At 45.1% G+C, this 22578-nt stretch carries 23 protein-coding genes; 15 read left to right on the top strand and 8 right to left on the bottom strand.

Going from position 1 to position 22578, the window contains the following annotated elements; all coding sequences use genetic code 11:
* Positions 1–64 precede the first annotated feature (64 nt).
* Positions 65–817 carry an MlaA family lipoprotein gene (locus tag ACXABW_RS10400; protein ID WP_457522605.1) on the top strand — a complete coding sequence of 251 codons (753 nt, stop codon included), beginning with the start codon at positions 65–67 and terminating at the stop codon, positions 815–817.
* A gap of 93 nt (positions 818–910) precedes the next feature.
* Here ACXABW_RS10400 and ACXABW_RS10395 read toward each other — a convergent pair whose 3' ends face one another.
* The 4 genes from ACXABW_RS10395 to ACXABW_RS10380 all read right to left on the bottom strand — a co-directional run bounded on the left by ACXABW_RS10395 (position 911) and on the right by ACXABW_RS10380 (position 5312).
* A complete protein-coding gene (locus ACXABW_RS10395) occupies positions 911–2197 on the bottom strand; it encodes an outer membrane protein transport protein (protein WP_457522603.1) in 1287 nt (428 codons plus the stop codon).
* A gap of 298 nt (positions 2198–2495) precedes the next feature.
* Positions 2496–3773, bottom strand: a complete 1278-nt coding sequence (locus ACXABW_RS10390; RefSeq protein WP_457522602.1) for an outer membrane protein transport protein — start codon at positions 3771–3773, stop codon at positions 2496–2498.
* A 245-nt stretch (positions 3774–4018) separates the two neighbouring features.
* The gene (locus tag ACXABW_RS10385; protein WP_252027649.1) at positions 4019–4744 is read right to left on the bottom strand and encodes a DUF3379 domain-containing protein; all 726 of its coding nucleotides are present in this window, start codon (positions 4742–4744) and stop codon (positions 4019–4021) included.
* The gene (locus tag ACXABW_RS10380; protein ID WP_265686737.1) at positions 4737–5312 is read right to left on the bottom strand and encodes a sigma-70 family RNA polymerase sigma factor; all 576 of its coding nucleotides are present in this window, start codon (positions 5310–5312) and stop codon (positions 4737–4739) included. Before ACXABW_RS10380 ends, ACXABW_RS10385 begins: the two co-directional genes overlap by 8 nt.
* Positions 5313–5888: 576 nt before the next feature.
* Between ACXABW_RS10380 and fadI the strand changes: the two genes are divergently transcribed.
* The 3 genes from fadI (at position 5889) to ACXABW_RS10365 (ending at position 10089) form a co-directional block, all read left to right on the top strand.
* A complete protein-coding gene (gene fadI / locus ACXABW_RS10375; protein ID WP_457522600.1) occupies positions 5889–7214 on the top strand; it encodes an acetyl-CoA C-acyltransferase FadI in 1326 nt (441 codons plus the stop codon).
* Positions 7214–9391 (top strand): fatty acid oxidation complex subunit alpha FadJ, encoded by a 2178-nt coding sequence (gene fadJ, locus ACXABW_RS10370; RefSeq protein ID WP_457522598.1) that lies wholly within the window; start codon positions 7214–7216, stop codon positions 9389–9391. Before fadI ends, fadJ begins: the two co-directional genes overlap by 1 nt.
* Before the next feature lie 149 nt (positions 9392–9540).
* The gene (locus tag ACXABW_RS10365) at positions 9541–10089 is read left to right on the top strand and encodes an NAD(P)H nitroreductase (RefSeq protein ID WP_457522596.1); all 549 of its coding nucleotides are present in this window, start codon (positions 9541–9543) and stop codon (positions 10087–10089) included.
* 84 nt (positions 10090–10173) lie between these two features.
* On the opposite strand, the gene ACXABW_RS10360 is transcribed toward ACXABW_RS10365, so the two are convergent.
* The gene (locus tag ACXABW_RS10360; protein WP_252027644.1) at positions 10174–11049 is read right to left on the bottom strand and encodes a LysR family transcriptional regulator; all 876 of its coding nucleotides are present in this window, start codon (positions 11047–11049) and stop codon (positions 10174–10176) included.
* A gap of 239 nt (positions 11050–11288) precedes the next feature.
* On the opposite strand from ACXABW_RS10360, the gene ACXABW_RS10355 reads away from it, so the two are divergent.
* The 7 genes from ACXABW_RS10355 to recR all read left to right on the top strand — a co-directional run bounded on the left by ACXABW_RS10355 (position 11289) and on the right by recR (position 17278).
* Positions 11289–12392, top strand: a complete 1104-nt coding sequence (locus ACXABW_RS10355) for a response regulator (RefSeq protein ID WP_252027643.1) — start codon at positions 11289–11291, stop codon at positions 12390–12392.
* Between the two features lie 239 nt (positions 12393–12631).
* Positions 12632–12763, top strand: coding sequence for a hypothetical protein (locus tag ACXABW_RS10350; RefSeq protein WP_457522594.1), 132 nt, complete (start codon positions 12632–12634; stop codon positions 12761–12763).
* Between the two features lie 52 nt (positions 12764–12815).
* Positions 12816–13181, top strand: a complete 366-nt coding sequence (locus tag ACXABW_RS10345) for a YbaN family protein (protein WP_457525006.1) — start codon at positions 12816–12818, stop codon at positions 13179–13181.
* Between the two features lie 241 nt (positions 13182–13422).
* Positions 13423–13968 (top strand): adenine phosphoribosyltransferase, encoded by a 546-nt coding sequence (apt, locus tag ACXABW_RS10340; RefSeq protein ID WP_457522592.1) that lies wholly within the window; start codon positions 13423–13425, stop codon positions 13966–13968.
* A gap of 25 nt (positions 13969–13993) precedes the next feature.
* Positions 13994–16222: a DNA polymerase III subunit gamma/tau gene (gene dnaX / locus ACXABW_RS10335; protein WP_457522591.1), complete on the top strand. Its 2229-nt coding sequence runs from the start codon at positions 13994–13996 to the stop codon at positions 16220–16222.
* Between the two features lie 88 nt (positions 16223–16310).
* Positions 16311–16640, top strand: coding sequence for a YbaB/EbfC family nucleoid-associated protein (locus tag ACXABW_RS10330; protein ID WP_004413339.1), 330 nt, complete (start codon positions 16311–16313; stop codon positions 16638–16640).
* A gap of 38 nt (positions 16641–16678) precedes the next feature.
* Complete coding sequence (recR, locus tag ACXABW_RS10325; RefSeq protein ID WP_252027640.1) at positions 16679–17278, top strand: recombination mediator RecR; 600 nt, start codon at positions 16679–16681, stop codon at positions 17276–17278.
* Positions 17279–17421: 143 nt separating this feature from the next.
* Here the strand turns inward: recR and ACXABW_RS10320 are convergent, their stop codons facing one another.
* Positions 17422–18489, bottom strand: a complete 1068-nt coding sequence (locus ACXABW_RS10320) for a PLP-dependent cysteine synthase family protein (protein WP_457522590.1) — start codon at positions 18487–18489, stop codon at positions 17422–17424.
* Positions 18490–18613: 124 nt separating this feature from the next.
* Here ACXABW_RS10320 and ACXABW_RS10315 point away from each other — a divergent pair, with 124 nt between their 5' ends.
* Together ACXABW_RS10315 and ACXABW_RS10310 are read left to right on the top strand one after the other, a co-directional pair.
* Positions 18614–19072: an Lrp/AsnC family transcriptional regulator gene (locus ACXABW_RS10315; protein ID WP_457522589.1), complete on the top strand. Its 459-nt coding sequence runs from the start codon at positions 18614–18616 to the stop codon at positions 19070–19072.
* A 90-nt stretch (positions 19073–19162) separates the two neighbouring features.
* Complete coding sequence (locus tag ACXABW_RS10310; RefSeq protein ID WP_457522587.1) at positions 19163–19873, top strand: substrate-binding periplasmic protein; 711 nt, start codon at positions 19163–19165, stop codon at positions 19871–19873.
* Between the two features lie 8 nt (positions 19874–19881).
* On the opposite strand, the gene tesB is transcribed toward ACXABW_RS10310, so the two are convergent.
* Entirely contained in the window at positions 19882–20742 is an 861-nt protein-coding gene (tesB, locus tag ACXABW_RS10305; RefSeq protein ID WP_457522586.1) for an acyl-CoA thioesterase II, read from the bottom strand.
* A 149-nt stretch (positions 20743–20891) separates the two neighbouring features.
* Between tesB and ACXABW_RS10300 the strand changes: the two genes are divergently transcribed.
* On the top strand, positions 20892–21323 hold the full coding sequence (locus tag ACXABW_RS10300; RefSeq protein ID WP_457522585.1) for a YbaY family lipoprotein: 432 nt from the start codon (positions 20892–20894) through the stop codon (positions 21321–21323).
* A gap of 36 nt (positions 21324–21359) precedes the next feature.
* Here ACXABW_RS10300 and ACXABW_RS10295 read toward each other — a convergent pair whose 3' ends face one another.
* Positions 21360–21662 (bottom strand): DNA base-flipping protein, encoded by a 303-nt coding sequence (locus ACXABW_RS10295; protein ID WP_252027634.1) that lies wholly within the window; start codon positions 21660–21662, stop codon positions 21360–21362.
* 52 nt (positions 21663–21714) lie between these two features.
* Here ACXABW_RS10295 and ACXABW_RS10290 point away from each other — a divergent pair, with 52 nt between their 5' ends.
* On the top strand, positions 21715–22455 hold the full coding sequence (locus ACXABW_RS10290; RefSeq protein WP_265686711.1) for a VP0952 family biofilm-associated protein: 741 nt from the start codon (positions 21715–21717) through the stop codon (positions 22453–22455).
* Positions 22456–22578: the final 123 nt, after the last annotated feature.

Raw genomic sequence — 22578 nt, 5'->3', positions numbered from 1 at the left:
ATACTTGTTGTAACGATTAGGCCAGTGTATTCACTGGCCTTTGTTTTATATGGATATTGTGTCTATGCAGCTTCGACCGCTTCGGCCATGGATCTTAGGCTTATTTGTTATTTCCCTACTCGGGTGTGCTAGTGCGCCTGAAGAAGAACCGCAGTCAAATATAAATGACCCACTGGAAGGGTTTAACCGCGCAATGTGGACGGTTAACTACGACTATCTTGATCCGTACCTAGTGCGCCCAGTCTCTCTTGCGTATGTCAACTACGTTCCATCTCCGGTTCGTAGCGGTATCGCCAACTTTCTTGGTAACTTAGATGAACCTTCCAGCATGGTGAATAACCTTGTTATGGGAAACGGAGATAAGGCGCTCGATCACTTCAACCGCTTTTGGCTCAACAGTACGCTAGGCTTACTGGGTTTTATCGATATCGCTTCCGAGGCTGGGATCACAGATCATAACGAGAAAGCGTTCAGTGACGCGGTTGGTCATTATGGAGTTGGTAACGGTCCTTACGTGATGGTACCTGCATATGGCCCCTGGACGGTCAGAGAAGCCACGGATGTGGTCGACGGGCTCTATGCGCCATTGTCTTATTTAAACTTCTGGGCAGGGCTTGGCAAGTGGGCTTTGGAAGGCATGGAAACTCGTGCTTCTTTAGTCGCACAAGAAAGCCAACTAGAGAACTCACCTGATCCATATGCGTTAACGAGAGAAGTGTATCTTCAGCACCAAGACTTCAAAGCAGAAATTGTGACGGATGATTATGATGAAGATGAAGAAGACTTCTTAGATGACTACCTAGACGAAGAATTTTAGTTTGGAAAGTGTCAACCTTATTTAGGACGGGACAGTGCAATGAAAAAAGGCTTGATGTCACCATCAAGCCTTTTTTGTTTTCCAACTCTGGAGTTAGAACGTGTAGTTAGCTTGCACACCAATTAACCAAACGTTACCTGATACTTCTCCTTGGAATGCACCGCCAATGGCTTGGGAAGCGTCGTCAGACTCATAGCCGCGAGATTCTTGAATCGGGGCATCTTTAGCTATGATATACGTAAAACCGGCGTCTAGGTTGAATTGAGGTGTTACATCGTAGCTCGCACCAATACTTAACCAGGTACGGTCGGTTTCCGGAATAGTGATAGTACGGTTTTTATCACTTACAGCGGACATGTCATAGGCGATACCGGTACGTAGTGCGAGTTTGGTATCTAGCTGGTAGGTCGCACCTAGTGCAAAGCGATAGTTGTCATCCCAGTTTTCTACCTTCACCATGTGAGTGCCAAGGGTATCTAGATGAGCTTCTAGCTTTTCAAAGCTGCTCCAATCAGTCCAGTTGATGCTCGCATGTACGGCAAGCTTGTCATTTAACTGGTGGAAGCTTGCAAGTTCAGCGGTAGCAGGCAGAGCAAGGTTCATATAACCATTGTCGCGAGTTTGTGGAGCCACAGAGCCTAAACCGAAGCCAAGACCTTCAGCATAACCTTCGAGTTTCAGTTCGACTTCAGATTTGTAGGCGAAACCGATGCGGTGATTCTCATTGATCTGCCACGCTGTACCAATTTGCCATCCCCACGAAGTATCGTCGCCTTCCATGTATTTCAAAGTAGTACCTTGAGGCAGTGTTGGCTCTGATTGTTTAGGGGAGGTCGCGCCGAAGTGACCTTCGCCCATTACGTAGCGGATACCACCACCAATGCTAACGCTTTCAACCAGTTGGTACGCAACGTTAAAGTTAGCCTCCATTGTGGTGACCATTGCTTCGTTACCAAAGTGATTGCCTGCGAAGTTAGCATCCAGCTCAGTTTCCATGCCGTAGTTGGTGCCAAGTGCTAAACCCAAGAATACCTTGTCGTTTAACTGATGAGAGAGGTAGAAGTTAGGGATTACCGCGCTATTTGCGAAGTCTTCTGAACTTGTTGGCAGGACACCATTGATTGTACCGTCGACATCGATATTTGGGTCTACGTAGATCGCACCAACTGAGACTTGCGTGCCGGTCAAGTAAGTTAACATTGCTGGGTTACGCCACTGCGCTCCAGCATTGTCTGCCATGGCAGCTTCACCTGCGTACGCTCGGCCAAGCCCTGTTGCAGAGTATTCAGCCAACTGAAAGCCCGCTGCGGAAGCTGTCGTAGAAGACACAGCTAAGCCAGTCGCCACTGCCAAAGAAAGAAGAGATTTGTTTGTTTTCATTATTTTGTTCGCTTAAGTGCGGATGAATAGTCGCGAGATTTTAAAGTTAGAGTAAAAGCTTTAAAAACAAAAAATGAAAATTTGACCATATTCAGAAATAAAATACATTTCAATTCAATATGTCAGACGAATATTCTGAGTGTTATGTAATTGTTTAAGAATTTGAGCGTACAGGTGTGATGCGAATGCCGCCTAATTGAGTACAGCTGTTCGCTAAATGAATAGATTGCGAGAGCGTAGAAACCAAAAAGGGCTGGAAAACCAGCCCTTTAATATTATTGCTTTGTCAGTGTTTCGCTTAGAAGCTGCGGCTGTATTGTAGGCCGACTAGGATAGCATCTGCGCGAGTTGTTGCTGAAATGGACGATAGTGTTGTCCCACCAACTTCGTAGTTTTCTTCAACGTTCTTAACATCTTCACCAATTAGGTAGGTAAAGCCGAAGTCTACGTTTGAAGCAGAATCAATGTGGTATGTGAAACCAGCAGACAACCACTGACGGTCTGAATCAGGAACTGATACTGATTTTAGGTCATCTTGAGCTGCGATGTCGTACATGTAGCCCGTACGTAGTGTCCAGTCATTGTTTAGGTAGTACGTACCACCGATAGAAACGTGGCCCGCATTTTTCCATTTGTACTCAGATGCAGGTGCATCCAGTGTTCCACCGAATGCGATTTGATCAAACGCTTTCCAGCCTACCCATTGTAGAGAGTAGTGAACGGCGAATTTAGTTTCATCGATACGGTGGTAACCCGAGAATTCAGCCATATCTGGTAGTGGCAGAGTGATCTCTTGGCCTTGACTATCTTTTGCCGTGATTTCTGGGCTGTAGCGGTAAGAAAGACCAAATCGGTTATTTTCATCTAGTTCGTAAACAGTACCGATGTTAAAACCAACACCCCAACCGTCAGCTCCATCAATATTTACAATCTCACTGCCGTTTAATGCGCTTAGCAAACCAGTTGTACCATCTACAATTGAACCAGTGTATAACGTGTCACTAAATGAGCGCTTTAGCGTACCTTTACCGTAAATTACGTCCAGACCAGCACCGAAGCTCCATTGGTCGTTTAAGCGGTACGAACCAGAAAGACCAATATTCATGCTCATGATATCAGTTTCGCCGCCGTATTCAGCGCCTACAAAGTCGTCACCAAAATCTGTCGATGTGCCAAAGTTTGAGTAGGCATTTACGCCCCAAGCGAACTTGTCGTTTACAGGAACAATTAGGTGAATGTTGGGAGCAACTGAAGTACCACCTGCGTTGTCGTAGTTAGATGCCTGTGGGCCGTTTGCTGAAGTGTAGGTAGCATCTTTAACTTGAATGTCGGTAATAATAGTTTCAAAACCAAGCGACAGAGAAGTTTTGTCGAAAAGAGCCATTGCTGCTGGGTTACGAGCCATTACAGAAGCGTTATCTGCGATTACTGCATCACCGGCAAATGCACGGCCAATACCAGTTGCTGACTGGGCGTTAAGTTGGAAACCTGCTGCTACTGCTTGTGAAGAGGCAAACGTAGCTGCTGTGATTGTTACTGCTAACAGCGATTTTTTAAACAGACGCGTGTTGTTCATTTTTGCTTTTCCTTTAATAGTTCGCCTCTAGTGGGCGATATATTTGAGCAAATGCTCAGTTTGGTGGCTGATACTAGTCGCTAGTATAGAGGATAGAAATCCGACCATTGGCTAATTGGATGATAAAATTACGGAAATGATGTGTATTTGGCAGGAAAATGCTTAAAAATGAGTCTTTTTAGAGTTTTGACTCTACTTTTATTCTGCAAAAAAGGCTCAATTATGAGAATTGAGCCTTTTATCGGTTAGCTAGCTGGGATGATCATAGGAGCGAGTTTTTCAGCGATCTTAGCAACATTTTCGCCGTCTTCTCCAACCAAGATTAAACTGGTATTACCTATGGGTTCTACGATTCCAGACATACCTTGTTGGTGGAAATTCTTAGTATCTTCCGAACCAACCTTGGTTAGGAATAAGGTTACTTTGCCTTTTTCACCCTGAAATACCATATGCATTGCATTCGAATCTCCAAATCCACAATGGTTTAAATAATACACGTGGTATGGGAAGTTTTCGTCAAACTGGTAAGCAAACGGTGCCATCTTGGCATTGATTTGCCTTGAGCTGACTTGCTCGTCTAGCGGCTCGATAAAACTTTTTTCGTCGAGTACATGCTTCATTGCGGTATCTACAAGACTTGCTTGAGCAGGTGGTACCAATAAATTACCCCAATTTAACTGCCCAACTAACAAACCAAATGCGAATGCGACAGAAGCGGCGAGCGCCATTGCACGTTTAGCAAAGTTTGGCCTAACGACATTGTCTTTCTCTATTGGTTGATTGAACAAAATCTTGTCCGCGAGATCGTCTGGGACGTCAACGTTCATTGCTTTTGCCAATTGTGCATCAAGCTCTAAAACATCATCAAGAAACTTACTATTCGCTTCATTATTGTTTAAAGCGTCAGCGATTTCAGCATCGCGCTGTTTTGGGTCCGACATTATGCGGCGGCGAAATTCTAATTCATCCATTTTGCTGCCCTCGTGGTGATTCTGAAGAATCCATCATTTCTTTCAGTTGATTACGTGCTCGAAACAATCGAGTCATTACGGTGTTTTTATTCAGGTCGAGAATCTCGCCAATCTCTTCACCACTAAATCCCCCAACAACTTGAAGAAACAGTGGTTCGCGATATTCCACATCGAGTTTCATTATCTGTGCTTGAACCCACTCAGTTTGATGGTGAGGTTCATCACTGACTTTGGCATCGTTGCCGTAGTCGTCGATATCGACCAAATCGAATTGTTTTCTTTCGAAGCGGCGTGCATTCTCGCGCCTTAAGATAGTAATAAGCCACGATTTAGCGGCTTTTTCATCTTGTAAACTGTCGAGAGACTTCCATGCCCTTAAACAGGTTTCCTGCACCAGATCTTCCGCAATGCTTTGATCTTTGCACAGCCAATAGGCATATCGATATAAATCTCGATGGTAGGCTCTTACAAGCGCTTCGTATTTTCTTTGTCTGTCCATATCTGAATCGACCGGACTATTAGACTTTTTCTTTCCAAAAAAATTTATAATTGGCACATGAGTCTCCATTTCGCTCGCGTGTTAGCCATCTTTTGGTTCTTGATTAGGCACGGATTAAGGGTTTTCTTGCTGTAACTTCACGAATAAACGCTTAATCAATATAAAATTGATCTACTTCAAAATCTGCTGCCAAGTAGTCGCTATAGTACACCTTGTCATCTAGTTAGTCCTTGTGGCTAACATGTTGAGCAAGATGACACTTCCTTTTGAAGGCTGACTTTACTTTCTCCTAATCAGGAAACTGATTATTTTCAATTGGCGTAAGTTAATTGCTTTAGATATTCCAACCACACAGTTCTGTGTGGTTTTTTTTTTGCCTAAACTATTTCCCTAATTAAAACACATACCCAAGTGACTGCAAGGTACATATACCCGCATGTGTTCTCTTAGCGGGTAACACTGTGTATGTTTCTGAAATTATTTGACATTGTGCCAACGATTCCTCGTCCTGACTTGGCTACCCTTAGGTCAGTTTCTATGCTGAGGTCACGTTTATTTAAACGCATGTTTGATTGTTTTAACAATCTCGTTACAATGCATCAGGTCAGACCTCTTTGTTTTAGAATGTGAACCTAAGGAGAAACAATGGGTAAGCAGCAAGTCAAAAACCAACAAATATTACAAACGCGTTCCGGTGAGCGTGTTGCTATTGTAGCAGGGCTGCGTACACCATTTGCACGCCAGAGCACGGAATTTAGCCAAGTACCTGCCGTTGATCTTGGCAAGATGGTTGTGAGCGAAATGATGGCACGCACAGAAATCGATCCTGCATTGATTGATCAAGTCGTATTCGGCCAAGTCGTACAAATGTCAGAAGCCCCAAACATTGCACGTGAAATCGTATTGGGCACTGGAATGAATATCCATACCGATGCGTACAGCGTGACTCGTGCTTGTGCGACGAGTTTTCAATCGGCGGTTAATGTCGCAGAAAGTATTATCTCAGGGACCGTAGATGTCGGTATTGCGGGGGGGGCGGACTCTTCTTCAGTGCTTCCAATTGGCGTATCTAAAAAGTTGGCAGCTAATCTACTTGCTCTAAGTAAAACAAAGACGGTTGGGCAAAAGCTCAAAATTTTGAAGTCACTTTCGTTTAAAGATTTGATGCCAGTGCCACCGGCTGTCGCTGAATATTCTACTGGGCTATCGATGGGGCAAACCGCGGAGCAAATGGCGAAAAGTCACGGTATAACTCGTGAAGAGCAAGATGCATTGGCGCATCGTTCGCATAGCCTAGCGTCTCAAGCTTGGAAGGACGGCAAGATTTCAGACGAGGTGATGACCGCTTTCCCTGAACCTTATAAAAAGTGGATTTCAGAAGACAATAACATTCGCCATGATTCAACACTTGAAGGTTACGCGAAATTACGCCCAGCGTTTGACCGCCAATATGGCAGTGTAACAGCGGCGAACAGTACACCTTTGACCGATGGTGCAGCTGCGGTAATGCTAATGCGCGAAGGTCGAGCGAAAGAGCTGGGTTTGGAAATCATGGGCTACATCCGCTCTTACGCATTCTCAGCGATTGGCGTGGAAAAAGACATGCTGATGGGGCCATCCTATGCCACGCCATTGGCGCTGCAACGAGCTGGGATCGAGCTATCAGACTTGACGCTTATCGATATGCACGAGGCGTTCGCAGCACAAGCGCTATCTAATGTGAAAATGTTTGGTAGTGATAAGTTCGCGCAGCAACATTTAGGTCGCTCTAAGGCGATCGGTGAAATAGATATGGATAGATTTAATGTACTAGGTGGCTCTATCGCCTATGGTCACCCATTTGCCGCAACGGGTGCACGAATGATGACTCAAACGCTTCGTGAGCTTAAACGTCGTGGCGGTGGTTTAGCTCTAAACACTGCATGTGCGGCAGGTGGTTTAGGTGCAGCAATGATTTTGGAGGTTGAATAATGAGTGATGCAATCAAGCAGTCTGAGGACAAGCAGCCAGAAAATGTGGCAGCAGAGAACAAACCAGCTGCTTTCAACCTAATTATTGACGATCAAAAAATCGCCTGGCTTTCTATTGATGTGCCGGGAGAGAAGATGAACACGTTGCAAGCTGAATTTGCTGAAGAAATGCAGGTGATTCTAACTGAGTTGAAGAAAAGTGGTTCATCGGTTAACGGCCTTATCATTCATTCACTCAAGCCAGACAATTTTGTGGCTGGAGCCGATGTTCGAATGCTGGCTGCCTGTAAAACAGCGGGCGAAGCTGAAGCGTTAGCCAAGCAAGGCCAAGAAATGTTCCAGGCACTTTCGGATTTACCTTACCCAGTTGTTGCAGCTATTCATGGCCCTTGTTTGGGTGGTGGTCTAGAGCTTGCACTGGCGTGTGATTACCGTGTCTGTACTGACTCTGATAAAACACGCTTGGGCTTACCAGAAGTCCAGCTTGGCTTATTACCTGGCTCTGGCGGTACTCAGCGTCTTCCACGTTTGATTGGCCTATTGCCGTCGCTAGATTTGATTCTTACAGGAAAACAGCTGCGTGCTAAGAAAGCTAAAAAACTCGGGGTTGTCGATGCATGTGTGCCAGATACCGTATTACTGGATGTAGCAAAGTCATTCGTTGACAAACATAAAGGCAAAAAGAACGCTAAACGCAAGGTCTCGACCAAAGAGAAGTTAATCTCTCAAACTGGGCTTGGCCGCAAAGTGATCTTTGAGCAAGCAGCAAAGAAAACCAATCAAAAGACCCGGGGTAATTACCCAGCGGCTGACGCTATTCTTGAAGTGATTCGTCACGGCTTAGAGAAAGGGTTTAAAGCAGGTCAGGAACTTGAAGCAAAAAGATTTGGCGAGTTGGTCATGACGTCTGAATCTAACTCACTGCGTTCGATCTTCTTTGCGACAACAGAAATGAAGAAAGAAAATGGCAGTTCAGCAGATCCAGCTAAAGTTGGTCGCGTTGGAGTGTTGGGCGGTGGCCTGATGGGGGCGGGTATCAGCCATGTGTCGGTTGCCAAGGCGAAAGTACCTGTCCGAATCAAAGATGTTTCGAACGATGGTGTTTTAAATGCGCTGAAATACAACTATAAACTGTTTGAAAAGCAGCGAAAACGCAGAATTTTGTCGAAAGCGCAGCTACAAAGCAAGATGATGCAGATGTCTGGCGGTACCGATTTCACGACATTCAATCATACCGATGTAGTGATTGAAGCCGTTTTTGAAGATCTAGACCTTAAGCAGAAAATGGTTGCAGATATCGAAGAGAACGCGAAAGAAAGCACCATTTTTGCGACAAATACCTCTTCGCTGCCAATTCATCAAATTGCGGCTAAAGCGAGCAGACCAGAAAACGTCATCGGACTACATTATTTCAGCCCGGTAGAGAAGATGCCTTTGGTGGAAGTGATCCCACATGACAAAACGTCTGAAGAGACCATCGCGACCGTCGTAGCATTGGCGAAGAAGCAAGGTAAAACGCCAATCGTTGTTAAAGATTGCGCGGGCTTCTATGTAAACCGTATTCTGGCACCTTACATGAATGAAGCGGCTCAAGTGCTGCTAACCGGTGAGCCAATTGAACAGCTAGACAATGCGCTGCTCAATTTTGGTTTCCCAGTTGGCCCTATCACGCTACTTGATGAAGTTGGCGTCGATATTGGCGCCAAAATCATGCCTATCCTAGTGAGTGAACTGGGCGCTCGATTCCAAGGTCCTGATGTATTCGATACCTTGTTGAACGATGGCCGAAAAGGTCGTAAGAGTGGCAAAGGCTTCTATACCTACAAAGGTAAGAAAAAAGAAGTGGATAAATCGGTATACAAGCTTCTTAAGTTGACACCAGAGTCTACGCTAGCAGAGAAAGACATCGCGATGCGTTGTGTGTTACCAATGCTCAACGAAGCGGTGCGATGCTTAGACGAAGGCATCATTCGCAGCCCTCGTGACGGTGATATTGGTGCGATATTCGGAATTGGTTTCCCGCCATTCTTAGGTGGACCGTTCCGGTATATGGATCAGATTGGTATCAAAAATTTGATTGAAATAATGAACCAGCATGCTGAGAAATATGGTGACAGATTTGCACCGTGCGATGGTTTATTAACTCGAGCTGGGCTGGATAAACCTTTCTACGAGTAATATCGCTGTTCAGAAAAGAGCATCTATGTGAATTGAGGCGAACCTTTGGGTTCGCCTTTTTTGTTATCGAGAGTTATTATCAAGTGATAACAATGCATTAATAGACTAGCGACCAATGTTGACTAGTAAGAAGTAAAGAAGGATTGAAAATGGATGCGTTAGATCTGTTGCTCAACAGAAGGTCAATTGCCAAACTTGCTGCGCCGGCACCTGAAGGATCAGCACTAGAAAATATTATTCGAGCAGGTTTACGAGCTCCAGATCATGCGGGTTTAACCCCTTGGCGATTTGTCATCGCGCAAGGAGAGGGGCTGCAAAAACTGTCTGACGTGTTGGTCAATGCAGCGACCGCAGCGAACAGTGAAGAGGCGGTAATCGAAAAAGTGAAAAATGCGCCTTTCAGAGCACCAATGGTGATTACAGTGATCGCTAAAGTCACTCCACACGATAAAGTGCCAGCGTTAGAGCAGCACCTTTCTGCTGGTTGCGCAGTACAGGCGATGCAGATGGCTGCGGTGGCGCAGGGTTTTCAAGGTTTCTGGCGTTCAGGTAAGTGGATGTTTGATGAGCAAGTTCGCGAGGCTTTTGGTGTTGAAGGTGAAGATGAAATTGTCGGCTTCCTTTATTTAGGTACTCCGGGTTGTACTCCAATGAAAGTGCCAGAGCGAGATCTCACTAAGTTTGTCGAGTACTTATAAGTAATTGGCAATGAGTGGCTGAAAACAATAAAAAAGAGCTTGGTGTTATTACCAAGCTCTTTTTTGTGTCTTATTGTTCTGCGATTAGTGGATATTAAACGCGATAACAAAATCGATAAATAAACGCACTTTTTCAGGTAAGTGGTCTTTATGGTTGTACAGCATATAGATATCACGAGGGTTAGCGTTCCAATCTTTAAGAACTCGAACCAAGCTGCCGTCGTCAATGTACTCTTTCAACATAACGTTAGGCATAAGCGTAATACCTAAACCGTCGGAACATGCGCTGCGGACAATGTTCAGGGTACTCGCTTGAAAACGCCCTTTATCGGTATTCACGACCGTTTCACCAGAGCTGTTTGATAGCTGCCACTTGATCAGTGGGTAGCCTTTTAACAGAGAATGTTGGCTCAGTTCTTCGGCATGCTGTGGCGCAGGGTTCGCTGCGAGATACTCTGGGCTAGCAACCAAAATATCTTCCACTGCACTGATCTTACGAGCAATCAAGCTTGAGTCACGCTGAGGGCCGACGCGGAAAATGACATCCCATTCCGTTGGGTCAAGCTCATCAGCTAGGTTGCTGGTGGTCAATTCTATATTGATGTCGGGGTATTGCCTCATAAACGCATTGAACATTGGCATCATCATACGTTTGGTGAGGTTAGAAGGTGCGGATATCTTGATTCGACCAGCTGCGCCTCGGCATTCATCGGTCAGCTCTTCGGTGGTATTCGCTAAGCGTTGCAGTAGAGGTGAACACTCTTGATAAAAACGTTCGCCTGCTTCTGTCAAAGATAGTTTACGCGCATGACGATTGAGCAATCTCAGGTTCAGAGAGTCCTCTAATGCCTGAATGCGTCGGGTAATGGTCGCGACAGGTATCATGGTCTTACGCGAAGTTGCGGTATAGCTCCCATTTTCGACAACCAGTCTAAATAGGTTTAGATCATCTAATTTCATCGTTCCGGACACATTTTTTTACGAATTCGGTTAATTTATAACTTTCTCATATGTTAAAGCTTGCGTCATATCAACAAGTTCTGAGAAATGTGATATTCCATACATATAGTATGCAACTGCGTTGAAAAGTGGAATATTTGTATAAAAGTTATTTCAAGACTACTTTTTAAAGAGTGACTGGACAAGCTAATAAAAATAACAATAACTAACCAAGTGATGGAGATGTGAGGCGTAAGCTTATGTATAAAACTCACAACGCGGCTACTGTGCACTCGGCGCAAAACGCTCTTAGCCAGAAATTGATTATGCTGGTGGACGACGACCCAATTTTTCGTCGTATTACGACCGGCTATTTAGAAGCGCAAGGATACAAGGTAACCGAGGCAGAGAACGGGCTAGAGGGGTTAAAGCAACTTCGAGTTGAGCAACCGGATCTTATTTTGTGCGATCTCTCAATGCCGGTGTTAGATGGTATTGAATTCGTGGAAGAAGTCAGCCTTGAGTACCCTTCATTACCACTTATTGTGGTCTCTGCAACCGACGAAATGTCTGATGTTGCAAAAGCACTTCGTTATGGAATTAAGGACTTCCTGCCAAAACCTATCGGAGATCACCAAAACTTAAGCGATGCTATTGAAAATACGTTGGATGATTCCTTTGATCATATGTCTGATCAACGAGATTTTTCGACCCAATGGTTTAGAGTTGATGGTGGTGGTGATCTGCCTGAAGAACAAGAACTTCATTGGCATTTAGAGTATTTGCAAAACAACCCAAGTGCAGCCAAAGATCTGCTGCATGCATTACTTCCAGACAAAGACACTTCTCAAGGGGTTTGGAAATGTAATTACCGGTTGTTACAGTCAACAGAGATGATGCCCCTTGTATTCGACTACGCTTGGTTGATGAACGGCCAATTTGCCTTTTACCTTGTGGACTCGTCGTCTGATGATGAGAGAGGTGTTGCGACGACTTTGTTAGTTCGCGCGCTATTTCACGATTACCTACGAAACTTAAAATGTTTCAACGCCGATTTAAAAGACATCGCGGATATTGTCGAAAAAGGTATCGCTTGCTCTGAATGTGCAAGCCCAATCAAGGCTTTATTTGGCATAGCGGATCTCTCTGAAGGCACGGTATCTATATTACCAGCTGGGTTGGATGGCCAGTGGTCAAACGGCTATCAATCCCAACACATTCCTGGTGGCGTAAGATTAGGAGAAAACTGTGCTAAGAATTTTGTCACAGCCTCGCTGCCGATTAACACAGCTTGCCAGTTATCGTTAAGTAAGCTTGGAACCAGTAGCTTTAGTTTAGATATTTACCAAGGTGGTAGTGCTTAACAAAGGGACTAATCAAATTAAGCCCGTAGATTTTCTTAGCGATGTGGTTGCTGAGATATCTGCGGGCTTTTTGTATGTATTCAAAACAGCAACCATGGGAATAACCTTTTTATTCATCGGTGTTTGTCATTCGATGTTTCGGTTATAGTTTGCGGCCAAAACAATAATTACTCATTTTGTTAACGCTTGTGTAACCAATGAGAACGTCGAACAGTCAACTACATTAGAGAAGTAATCCCATGGCAGACAAAGATTTCAAAGAACCTTATAATATCTTCTACTTTTTAGGCTTCATTGCTGTGCTATTGATCCCAACCCTTCCAGCAACACTAACTTGGATTCGAGTTATGAACTGCTACGCGGGTTTTTAATCTCCCGAAAAGTTAGGAGTCCACCATCAGTATTCGTCGAATTGCTCTTAATATTGTTGGTGGCTTGAGCCTATTACTTGGCATTATCGGCATCGTTCTTCCACTTCTTCCTACCACACCTTTTATCTTGCTAGCGAGCGCCTGCTTTATGCGCAGTAGTCCTCGTTTTCACAGTTGGTTACATCACCATGCAACCTTCGGCCCTATCATCGCCAATTGGGAACAAAATCGCGCGGTTACCAAACAAGTAAAAAAGCGCGGGGCTGTGCTTATTGTGATCAGTTTTCTTTTTTCTATCTGGGTAGTTCCACATCTTTGGTTAAAAGCCATGCTATTGGTCATGCTGTGCCTGCTGCTGACGTGGTTTATACGCCTTCCTGTGATAGAGTTGGTTGCCGAAAAAGAAGAAAATCACTAATATTGCTGGGAAGTGTGCCCGCTCTTCGAGTGGGCGTTTGTTTTTTCAGCAACGACACCTTTGTTGAGCTGAAAACACTATAATTTACTAAGAATACAGAGTCAGTGAGACTACCTTCTTCAATATGCTCAGTTGGTAAGTGTGGGTTGTGTCACTGATAAGCAAAACGCTTGCGAACGTTGCCCTGAATAAAACTCTAATAGGCAGCGCGAGCAACGAGCCAACCTAAATAAGTTGAATTATGACTACTGAAACTATTTCTCTGATCAAATCGAGCATTAAAAGCATCCCAGATTACCCGAAGCCAGGCATCTTATTTCGCGATGTCACTAGCTTGATGGAAGATGCGAAAGCTTACCAAGCCACGATTCAACTGTTGGTTGAAAAGTACAAAGACATGGGCTTTACCAAAGTGGTGGGTACTGAAGCTCGTGGTTTTCTATTTGGCGCTCCTTTAGCGTTAGAGCTAGGTGTTGGATTCGTGTCAGTACGTAAGCCTGGTAAACTGCCAAGAGAAACTGTAGCACAGACTTACGAGCTTGAGTATGGAACAGATACCTTAGAGATCCATACTGATGCAATCAACGAAGGTGACAAAGTTCTGATGGTCGATGATCTACTTGCAACGGGTGGCACCATCGAAGCGACGACTAAGCTAATCCGCCAACTTGGTGGCTCAGTTGAGCATGCTGCGTTTGTCATTAATCTGCCGGAAATTGGTGGTGACAAGCGACTAGAAGCTTTAGGCCTAGAGCTTTACAGCATCTGTGAGTTTGACGGTCACTAATTCCCCTGAATAACTGGATTATTTCATGAGTTATCTTGCCTTAGCGCGGAAGTGGCGCCCAACTAAGTTCAATGAAGTGGTTGGGCAAGCGCATGTTCTGACTGCGCTAGAAAATGCCTTAGCACAAAATCGTTTACACCATGCGTACCTGTTTAGTGGAACGCGCGGCGTAGGTAAAACCACAATTGGGCGATTGTTTGCCAAAGGTTTGAACTGTGAAACTGGCATCACTTCAACACCTTGTGGTACCTGCGATAGCTGTAAAGAGATCGACCAAGGTCGCTTTGTCGACTTACTGGAAATTGATGCAGCTTCTCGCACTAAGGTTGAAGATACTCGTGATCTATTGGATAACGTTCAATATAAGCCCGCGCGTGGCCGCTTTAAGGTTTATCTAATCGATGAAGTCCACATGCTCTCTAGGCACAGTTTTAATGCATTGCTTAAAACGTTGGAAGAGCCGCCTGAGTATGTGAAGTTCCTATTGGCAACAACCGATCCGCAAAAGCTGCCGGTGACCATCTTGTCACGCTGTTTGCAGTTCCACCTCAAGCCAATCAGTGTTGATAACATTCATCAGCAACTCGATCATATTCTTGAACAAGAGCAAGTCTCTGCAGAAGCTCGAGCGCTCGGGATGATCTCACACGCGGCCGATGGCAGTATGCGTGATGCGCTTAGCTTGACCGATCAAGCCATTGCACTTGGTAACGGGAATGTTCAAACAGATACCGTAGCCCACATGTTGGGAACGCTTGATACTGATCAAGCGATTCATTTGCTAGAAGCGATCAGTCAAAAGCAGCCTCAGCTTGCGATGGATTGTATCGGGCACTTGGCGCAAAACGGGGTGGAATGGGACGGGCTACTGCAACAGCTAGCGACCCAGTTACACAGAATCGCCATGTACCAAGCTTTGCCATCGACGCTTGATAAAGCGCAGCCAGACGCGGAAAAAATCGAATTACTAAGTAAAGCGCTGTCGCCACAAGATGTGCAGCTGTACTATCAGATTGCTTCAAAAGGTCGAGAAGATTTACCGCTGTCGCCGACAGAGCGTATTGGCCTCGAAATGATCGTACTTCGTATGATGGCATTCAAGCCAGCATCCAGTTCGGTGATAAACAGTATCTCGACGCAAGCAACAAGTGCAGCTCAAGAAGCGAGTGTGCCGGCTCAGCCTCAAGCTGTACCTGCTGTCAATCAAGCGCCGGCAGCCCCAACGTCACCGATTGCTGAGCAATCTGCACCGCAAATTGCTGCACGACCAGTACCTTCGATGCCGCGTCAGCAGCAGCCTAATACGGAACAAACACCGCCACCAGTGAGTGACGACAGCCAATACGGTTATGCGCCACAGGATGTGCCTCCTAGCTATGAGATGGGACAGCCTGATTACACAGAGTATGACTCTATTCCACCGAGTGATATGGCGCCTGAGCCACAAGGTACACCTCCGTCAGCACAAATGGTTTCCCAACCTGAACAGCAAGCCTCTCAGGGCACGGCTCCTGCTTCACCATTGAGTGGTTTACGTCATCAATTACGCTCGCAGCGACGTGGATTATCCTCTGCTAGGGATACATCATCTGGCAAGGAAACGGGCTCAAAAAAGCCTAGTGCGACATCAGCAAAAAAAGAATCGGTACTTGATCGTGTAGCTCAAAAGCACGCGAGTACTGCGCCGGTGTCGCCTGCTTCAATGACTGCAAACTTATCTTCTGGTACACCAGAGCAGGACAAGAATGAACCATATCAATGGAAACCGTCTAAACCTGTTGTTGAAACAGTCAAAAAAGAACTGACACCGACGCAAATTAAAAAAGCGTTAGAGCATATTAAAACGCCAGAAATGGCAGAAAAGCTGATGAAAGAGTCAATCGAGCAAGACGGTTGGTCAAAAATTATTTCGAAACTTGAGACAGCAAAACTGGTCGAACAGTTAGCACTCAACTCGTCGTACAAAAAATCGGGCAGTTCAATTGAACTGACGCTACGTGCCGGACAAGCGCATTTAAACACCGATAAAGCGCAGCAAGAGCTTCTCGAAGCATTGAATACAGCGTTAGGTGAAGATTGTCATTTATCTGTAGAAATCGGCGAGGCGGGAGAAACGCCGTTAGAATTACGTGATAAGCTTTATCAAGAAAGGCTACAGCAGGCGTTCGTCAGTTTAGAGAACGACAGTAACGTACAATTTATTGAAAAGCGCTTTGCAGCCGAGTTAGACAGAGACAGCGTTCGTCCAATCTAACCTGATAGAACAGAATAAGCAGGGGTTGAAATAAAGCATGTTTAGCCCCATAAATAGTGAAACACCCAATTAAACCAGAGAGACGAAAATGTTTGGTAAAGGCGGTATGGGCAATCTAATGAAGCAAGCCCAGCAAATGCAAGATCGTATGCAAAAGCTTCAAGAAGAAATCGCAAACATGGAAGTAACCGGTGAGTCTGGTGCTGGCCTTGTAAAAGTGACTATCACTGGTAGCCACAGCGTGCGTCGTGTTGAAATCGATGAAAGTCTGATGGAAGACGATAAAGAGATGCTAGAAGATCTTATCGCAGCGGCATTTAACGATGCGGCGCGTCGTGTTGAAGAAACACAAAAAGAAAAAATGGCTGGTGTAACTGGTGGTATGCAACTTCCACCAGGCATGAAGATGCCATTCTAAAGCGCAAGCTTAGTTTTATTGAATAAAGCGAATTATTAATGCGTACCAGTCATATGCTGGAGCATTTGATGGAGGCCTTACGTTGTCTACCTGGGGTTGGCCCCAAATCGGCACAGCGTATGGCCTTTCATTTGTTACAGCGCGATAGAAAAGGTGGCGTTCAGCTTGCTGATGCTTTGAGTCAGGCGATGACTGAGATTGGTCACTGTACCGAGTGCCGAACCTTTACCGAAGAAGAAGTGTGTCATATCTGTACCAATCCAAAGCGCCAAGAAAATGGTCAGCTCTGTGTGGTTGAAAGCCCGGCAGATATTGCAGCTGTTGAAGCAACCGGGCAGTTTTCTGGCCGTTACTTTGTGCTCATGGGGCATTTGTCTCCGCTTGATGGTATTGGCCCGAGCGATATTGGCCTAGATGTACTCGATTACCGACTACGACGTGGCGATATTGCTGAAGTGATTTTAGCCACCAACCCGACAGTAGAAGGTGAGGCCACAGCGCACTATATTGCTGAGTTGTGTCATGCTCATGAAGTCTCGGCAAGTCGTATTGCTCATGGCGTTCCTGTCGGAGGAGAGCTTGAGTTGGTTGACGGCACAACGTTGTCTCACTCATTGCTGGGAAGGCAAAAGCTGTAACGCATCTTCAATCTAGAGTTAACTATGATAAAGGCCACTGACATTTCAGTGGCCTTTGTTTTTGCTAGACAGATTTTTGTTATCAAGATGAAAGAAGGTAGAACCTTTTCCCCAAGACTAACGAAACTGTGTTGTGTTCAACGTTAATCTAGTACACCTGTTGCTTCTAAGGTCTCTAGTTTTGCTAGATATGGTTGAAGATCACCGATGTTTTCTTTAATCCAGTTGGCGTTGTAGTAGCTGTCTAGGTAACGCTCTCCGCTATCACACAATAGTGTGACGATAGAGCCGCGTTGACCACGTTGTTTCATTTCACTTGCCAGTTGGAGCACGCCATATAGGTTAGTACCGGTAGATGCGCCAGCCTTACGACCGAGCACTTTTTCTAGCCAGTGAACAGTTGCGACACTGGCCGCGTCTGGGATAGTGCGCATTTCATCGACAACACCAGGGATAAAGCTCGGCTCTACGCGAGGACGGCCAATACCTTCAATTTTGCTTCCACAGTCACCGGTAAGGTTGGCATTACCTGTTTTGTAGAAATCGTGGAACACTGAGTTTTCTGGGTCGACAACACATAGCTTAGTGTTGTGCTGCTGGTAGCGGATGAATCGGCCAATAGTAGCTGATGTACCGCCGGTACCCGGACTCATTACAACCCATTCTGGAATTGGGTGGTCTTCATGTTCCATTTGACTAAAGATCGAATTGGCGATGTTATTGTTTCCACGCCAGTCTGTCGCGCGCTCAGCATAGGTGAATTGGTCCATGTAATGTCCGTTAAGCTCTTTAGCCAAGCGATGAGATTCAGCATAGATTTCATCTGAACGATCGACCAAATGCGCTTTACCACCGTAAAACTCAATTTGTTCAATTTTCTTACGAGCAGTGCTCTTTGGCATCACCGCGATAAATGGTAAGCCTAACAGACGGGCAAAGTATGCTTCAGAAACGGCAGTGCTACCTGAAGAAGATTCAATGATGGTGGTCTCTGGACCAACCCAGCCATTACAAATAGCGTATAGAAACAGTGAGCGTGCGAGGCGATGTTTAAGAGAACCTGTTGGGTGTGTGCTTTCATCTTTTAGATAAATATCAATGCCTTCTAAGCTTGGAATATCTAGCTTAATAAGGTGAGTGTCTGCTGAACGTTGGTAATCTGCTTCGATTTTACGAACAGCATTGTTTATCCAGTTATGATCTTTGCACATAGGGTATCTCCTTAAAATTGTTATGCTAATAATTTAGCCTTAATCTGAGAGAAAAGCTTTGCTATCGACACTGTAAATTCTATTATTGAGAGAATATTTTTCTCTTTTGCTCCGAGTCGATGAAATGAATCTAGATAGTACTGATCGAAAACTACTCGCGTTGCTTCAACAAGACAGCACTTTGTCACTCAATGACCTTGCCGAAGCGGTCAACCTAACCACAACCCCGTGCTGGAAACGTTTAAAGAAGCTCGAAGAATCCGGAGTGATTGAAAAGCGGGTAGCTTTGCTGAACCCAGAACTTTTGGGGTTATCATTTACCGCATTTGTACTGGTTAAAACATGCGATCATTCTCATGGGTGGTATAGCCGATTCGTTGAGACTGCATCAGAGTTCCCAGAAATCATGGAGTTTTACCGAATGGCGGGGGAGTACGATTACATGATGAAAGTGCTCGTTAAAGATATGAAGTGCTTTGATGAGTTCTATAAAAAGCTCGTCAACAGCATTGATGGCATATCTAACGTCACCTCGACTTTTGCGATGGAACCACTTAAGTACACCACCGCTCTGCCTATATAAGTTTGCATAGTACGCACCTAGTTGTTTTATGAACGATTACGCCAGTAGAAACTATAGTTAGTGTGTTGATTCTGATTTATTGGTGTCGTTATGCGCTGCATCCTTTGGGTTATGTTGGCGACTGTTTCGGTACATGTCGCTGCTCGGCAAGTGGTACTTGCTACTCACAACCTTGCTCCCTATGGTAGTTACTCGGAAGAGGCGAGGGTAGAGACTGTTGCGAATGAACATTTCCAGGGTATTGCAGTGGATAGAGTTCGGTGTGCATTCGATAAGTTGGGGGTGGGTTTGACGATTCTCGTCGAACCTTGGGCTAGAGCGCAAAGGCTGGCTGAGAGCTCTGAAGTTGACGGATTTTTTGCCGGTTCTGAGAACAATTACCGAGACAGTTATGCCGTGAAAACGGACATTATTGCGGAGCAAAAATGGAAGTGGTATTGGCTTAAATCTAATCCACAAAATGTCGATGACTTGAAAAACGGGCCACGAATTGGTGCTTTCATCGGGTCGAATATGTCGCGCTGGCTTGAAGACAATAGCTATCCGATCTACAACCGCCCGAACACGACTGAACAGCTGGTACTGCTGCTCAAAAAGCGCAGGATTGATATTTTCATCGCCAATAATCTAGTGGCAGAAAAGTTACTCGAAGAAATGGAAATGTTGGACGAAGTGGAGTCTTCGCTTGTGAAGAACAAGCCACTGTATCTGTACTTTACAAAACGAAATTTAAATGGGCGACCGGATTTGGTCGCCAACTTCAATAGAGAGCTTCAAGCGTGTTACTTAGAAGAGAAGTGAGTGATTCCTTACTTGGTGTAGCGCATTACCCCTTCTTGCACTGCAGTCGCTACTAAGTCGCCTTGGCGGTTGTATATTTCCCCTCTCACTAAGCCACGAGTGTTGCTTGCTGTTGGACTTTCAATGGCATAAAGCAACCAATCATCCATTTTGAAAGGGCGATGAAACCAAATCGAATGGTCAATCGTCGCCACTTGGAAATTAGGCGTCATCAGCGAGGCTTCATGAGGGTGCAAAGCGGTCACCAAGAAACCCCAATCGGATGCATAACCCAACAAGTATTGATGGATTAATTGGCTGTCTGGCATGTCGCCATTCGCTTTGATCCAAAGGTATTGTTTGGGTTCTTCTTTGCTGGGTTTAAGTGGGTTGACTACAGTCACTGGTCGCATTTCGATAGGTTTTTCTCCACAAAACGTCTTTTTTAGACGCTCAGGCAGAAACTCTGCAATACGAGCTGCTAGCTCTGATTCTGATGCGAAGTTTTCAGGTCCAGGAATATTTGGCATCGTATTTTGATGCTCGAAACCCGGTGAATCACCGTGATAAGAGGCGGTGAGATAAAAAATTGGACGGCCATTCTGGATGGCTTTCACTCTACGCGTGCTAAAACTACGACCATCACGGAGGTTTTCTACGTCATAAATAATCGGCTTTTCTGGATCACCGGGATAAAGGAAGTAGCTATGGAATGAGTGAACGGTTCTGTCGGACTCAACAGTATATCGAGCGGCGGATAGCGCTTGGCCAATCACCTGGCCACCATAGACTTGTGGCAGTCCTAAATTCTCACTTTGACCGCGAAATAGCCCTTCTTCCAGCTTTTCTAGCTGAAGCAGGCTTAATAATTCAGTTAAGGCTTTACTCATACTTCAATTACCTTAGTTATTGTTGCTCTAGTATTCTAGTTGTCCAAATCTTAGCAGAGTCAAATTTTTGTCAACTTGGTTTATATACAATGACAGCTTAGCAAACCAAACCTATAATTGCTGTGAATTTAACAATTTAGAGAGGCTTTATGAAAAAGGCACTAATGCTTGTACTGTCAGTGGTATTCGGTTCAATTTTGATGGGATGCCAAGCATCAGAACAAGCAGTGGAACAGAGCGGCGTTCAGTCCATCACCGGTACTGTGGCTTATCGCGAGCGTATCGCATTACCTGACAATGCGGTAGTCACCATTACGCTACAAGATGTTTCATTGGCAGACGCACCTGCAAAAGTTCTCGCTAAGCATCGCTTTGAAACCAATGGGGCGCAGGTGCCATTTAACTTTGACCTTGCATACGACAGCAAGAAAATCGACGCTCGCCATCGTTACAGCGTAAGTGCACGCATTGAGGTTGATGGTAAGCTTCGTTTTATAACCGACACAATGAACGCTGTGATCACAGATGAAAACAACACCCAAGTTGTCGATCTTCGCCTGATTGGTGTACGTGGTAAGTAACGAGAGTTTCGGTAACGTTATATTTACAAATGGCAGCTACGGCTGCCATTTGTATATTCGCAACCTCACTTTCCCTTCTTCAGTTACCTCAATGCCTTCTTTAACAAGTAAGTCTCTTTGCCTGTTAAGGTTTTCACCTTTGAGTGAGATTTTTCCTTGGCTGTTGATGACTCGAAACCAGGGTAATTTGCTACCTTCTGGCAGATTCCCCAACGCTTTACCTACGTGACGAGCGTATCCTGGATAACCTGCTAACTTCGCGACCTCACCGTAAGTGGTTACTTTTCCTTGTGGAATTTGGTGAATTACTGCAAAGATTTGTACTAAAAATTGATCCATACTGAATTTGTCCTAGTTCAATTGTTACCACGGAACGGTATAAGGAGAGGGCATGGTATTTTCAACATTTCAATTCTTAATCACAACCCTATTAGCGGTAGTTTGTGCCAGAGCAATCAGTTTGAGTGAAGGTGACATTCCCGTTCTTGCGCTAGTGATCCCTGCGTTATGGATATTTCCACAAGGGGGCGTGGCAGGGCTTATCTTATTGGGTGCAATGACCAGTTACGGTTTGACGCTTCCCCATCAACCTATCGCATTATCAGTCAGCTTATGGGTGCTATTCCCATTGTTGATGGTGATTTTCTCCCGCCGCAGTAGCATTGGCGTGATTCTCACTGCAGCTTTGATAGTGGTGACGCTTCAGGTTGGCATCATGGTGACGCAATCAGGTGGAAAGTTGGGTGGCAGTGCTATGGTGACGGCGGTGCAAACTCTTTCTGTGATTGTGATTTGGTGGGCGGCCAATCATTGGAAGCCGTCTAATAAACACAGTTGGTGGGCGTTAGGTCTTATTCTACCACTGTGGATAGCCGACCTTTCTTACGCGGTATTGGTTGCGTTATGCGTTACGGGAATCATGGCGTCAATGGAAAGCCTCACTAAGCTCAAGACTTTCCGCTGGAACAAGCTTCTCTGCTGGACTCTACCAACCGTAGGATTTGCTGCACTCGTCGTGTCGCCTAATATTGAAGTACCCAACCCAGTGTTTGTGGTGTGGATTTGTTTGCTTGGTACGGCTTGGATGACGGATTACATCTTGCGCAGTTCGGATGAGTCGGAAGAGGTGTGATTGAACTCTTAGTTTAGGTGTTATGTTGCACAAGTGTTAACGTGTGCTGTTTTGTTTTGATGTGTGGTGATGCATAATATTAGAAATAATTAATATCCACTCATTTAAATAACGGATATATCT

This window comes from Vibrio paucivorans, from assembly GCF_054053395.1.
Note: the sequence above shows the minus strand (reverse complement) of the source record. Positions and strands in the feature narration are given on the sequence as shown.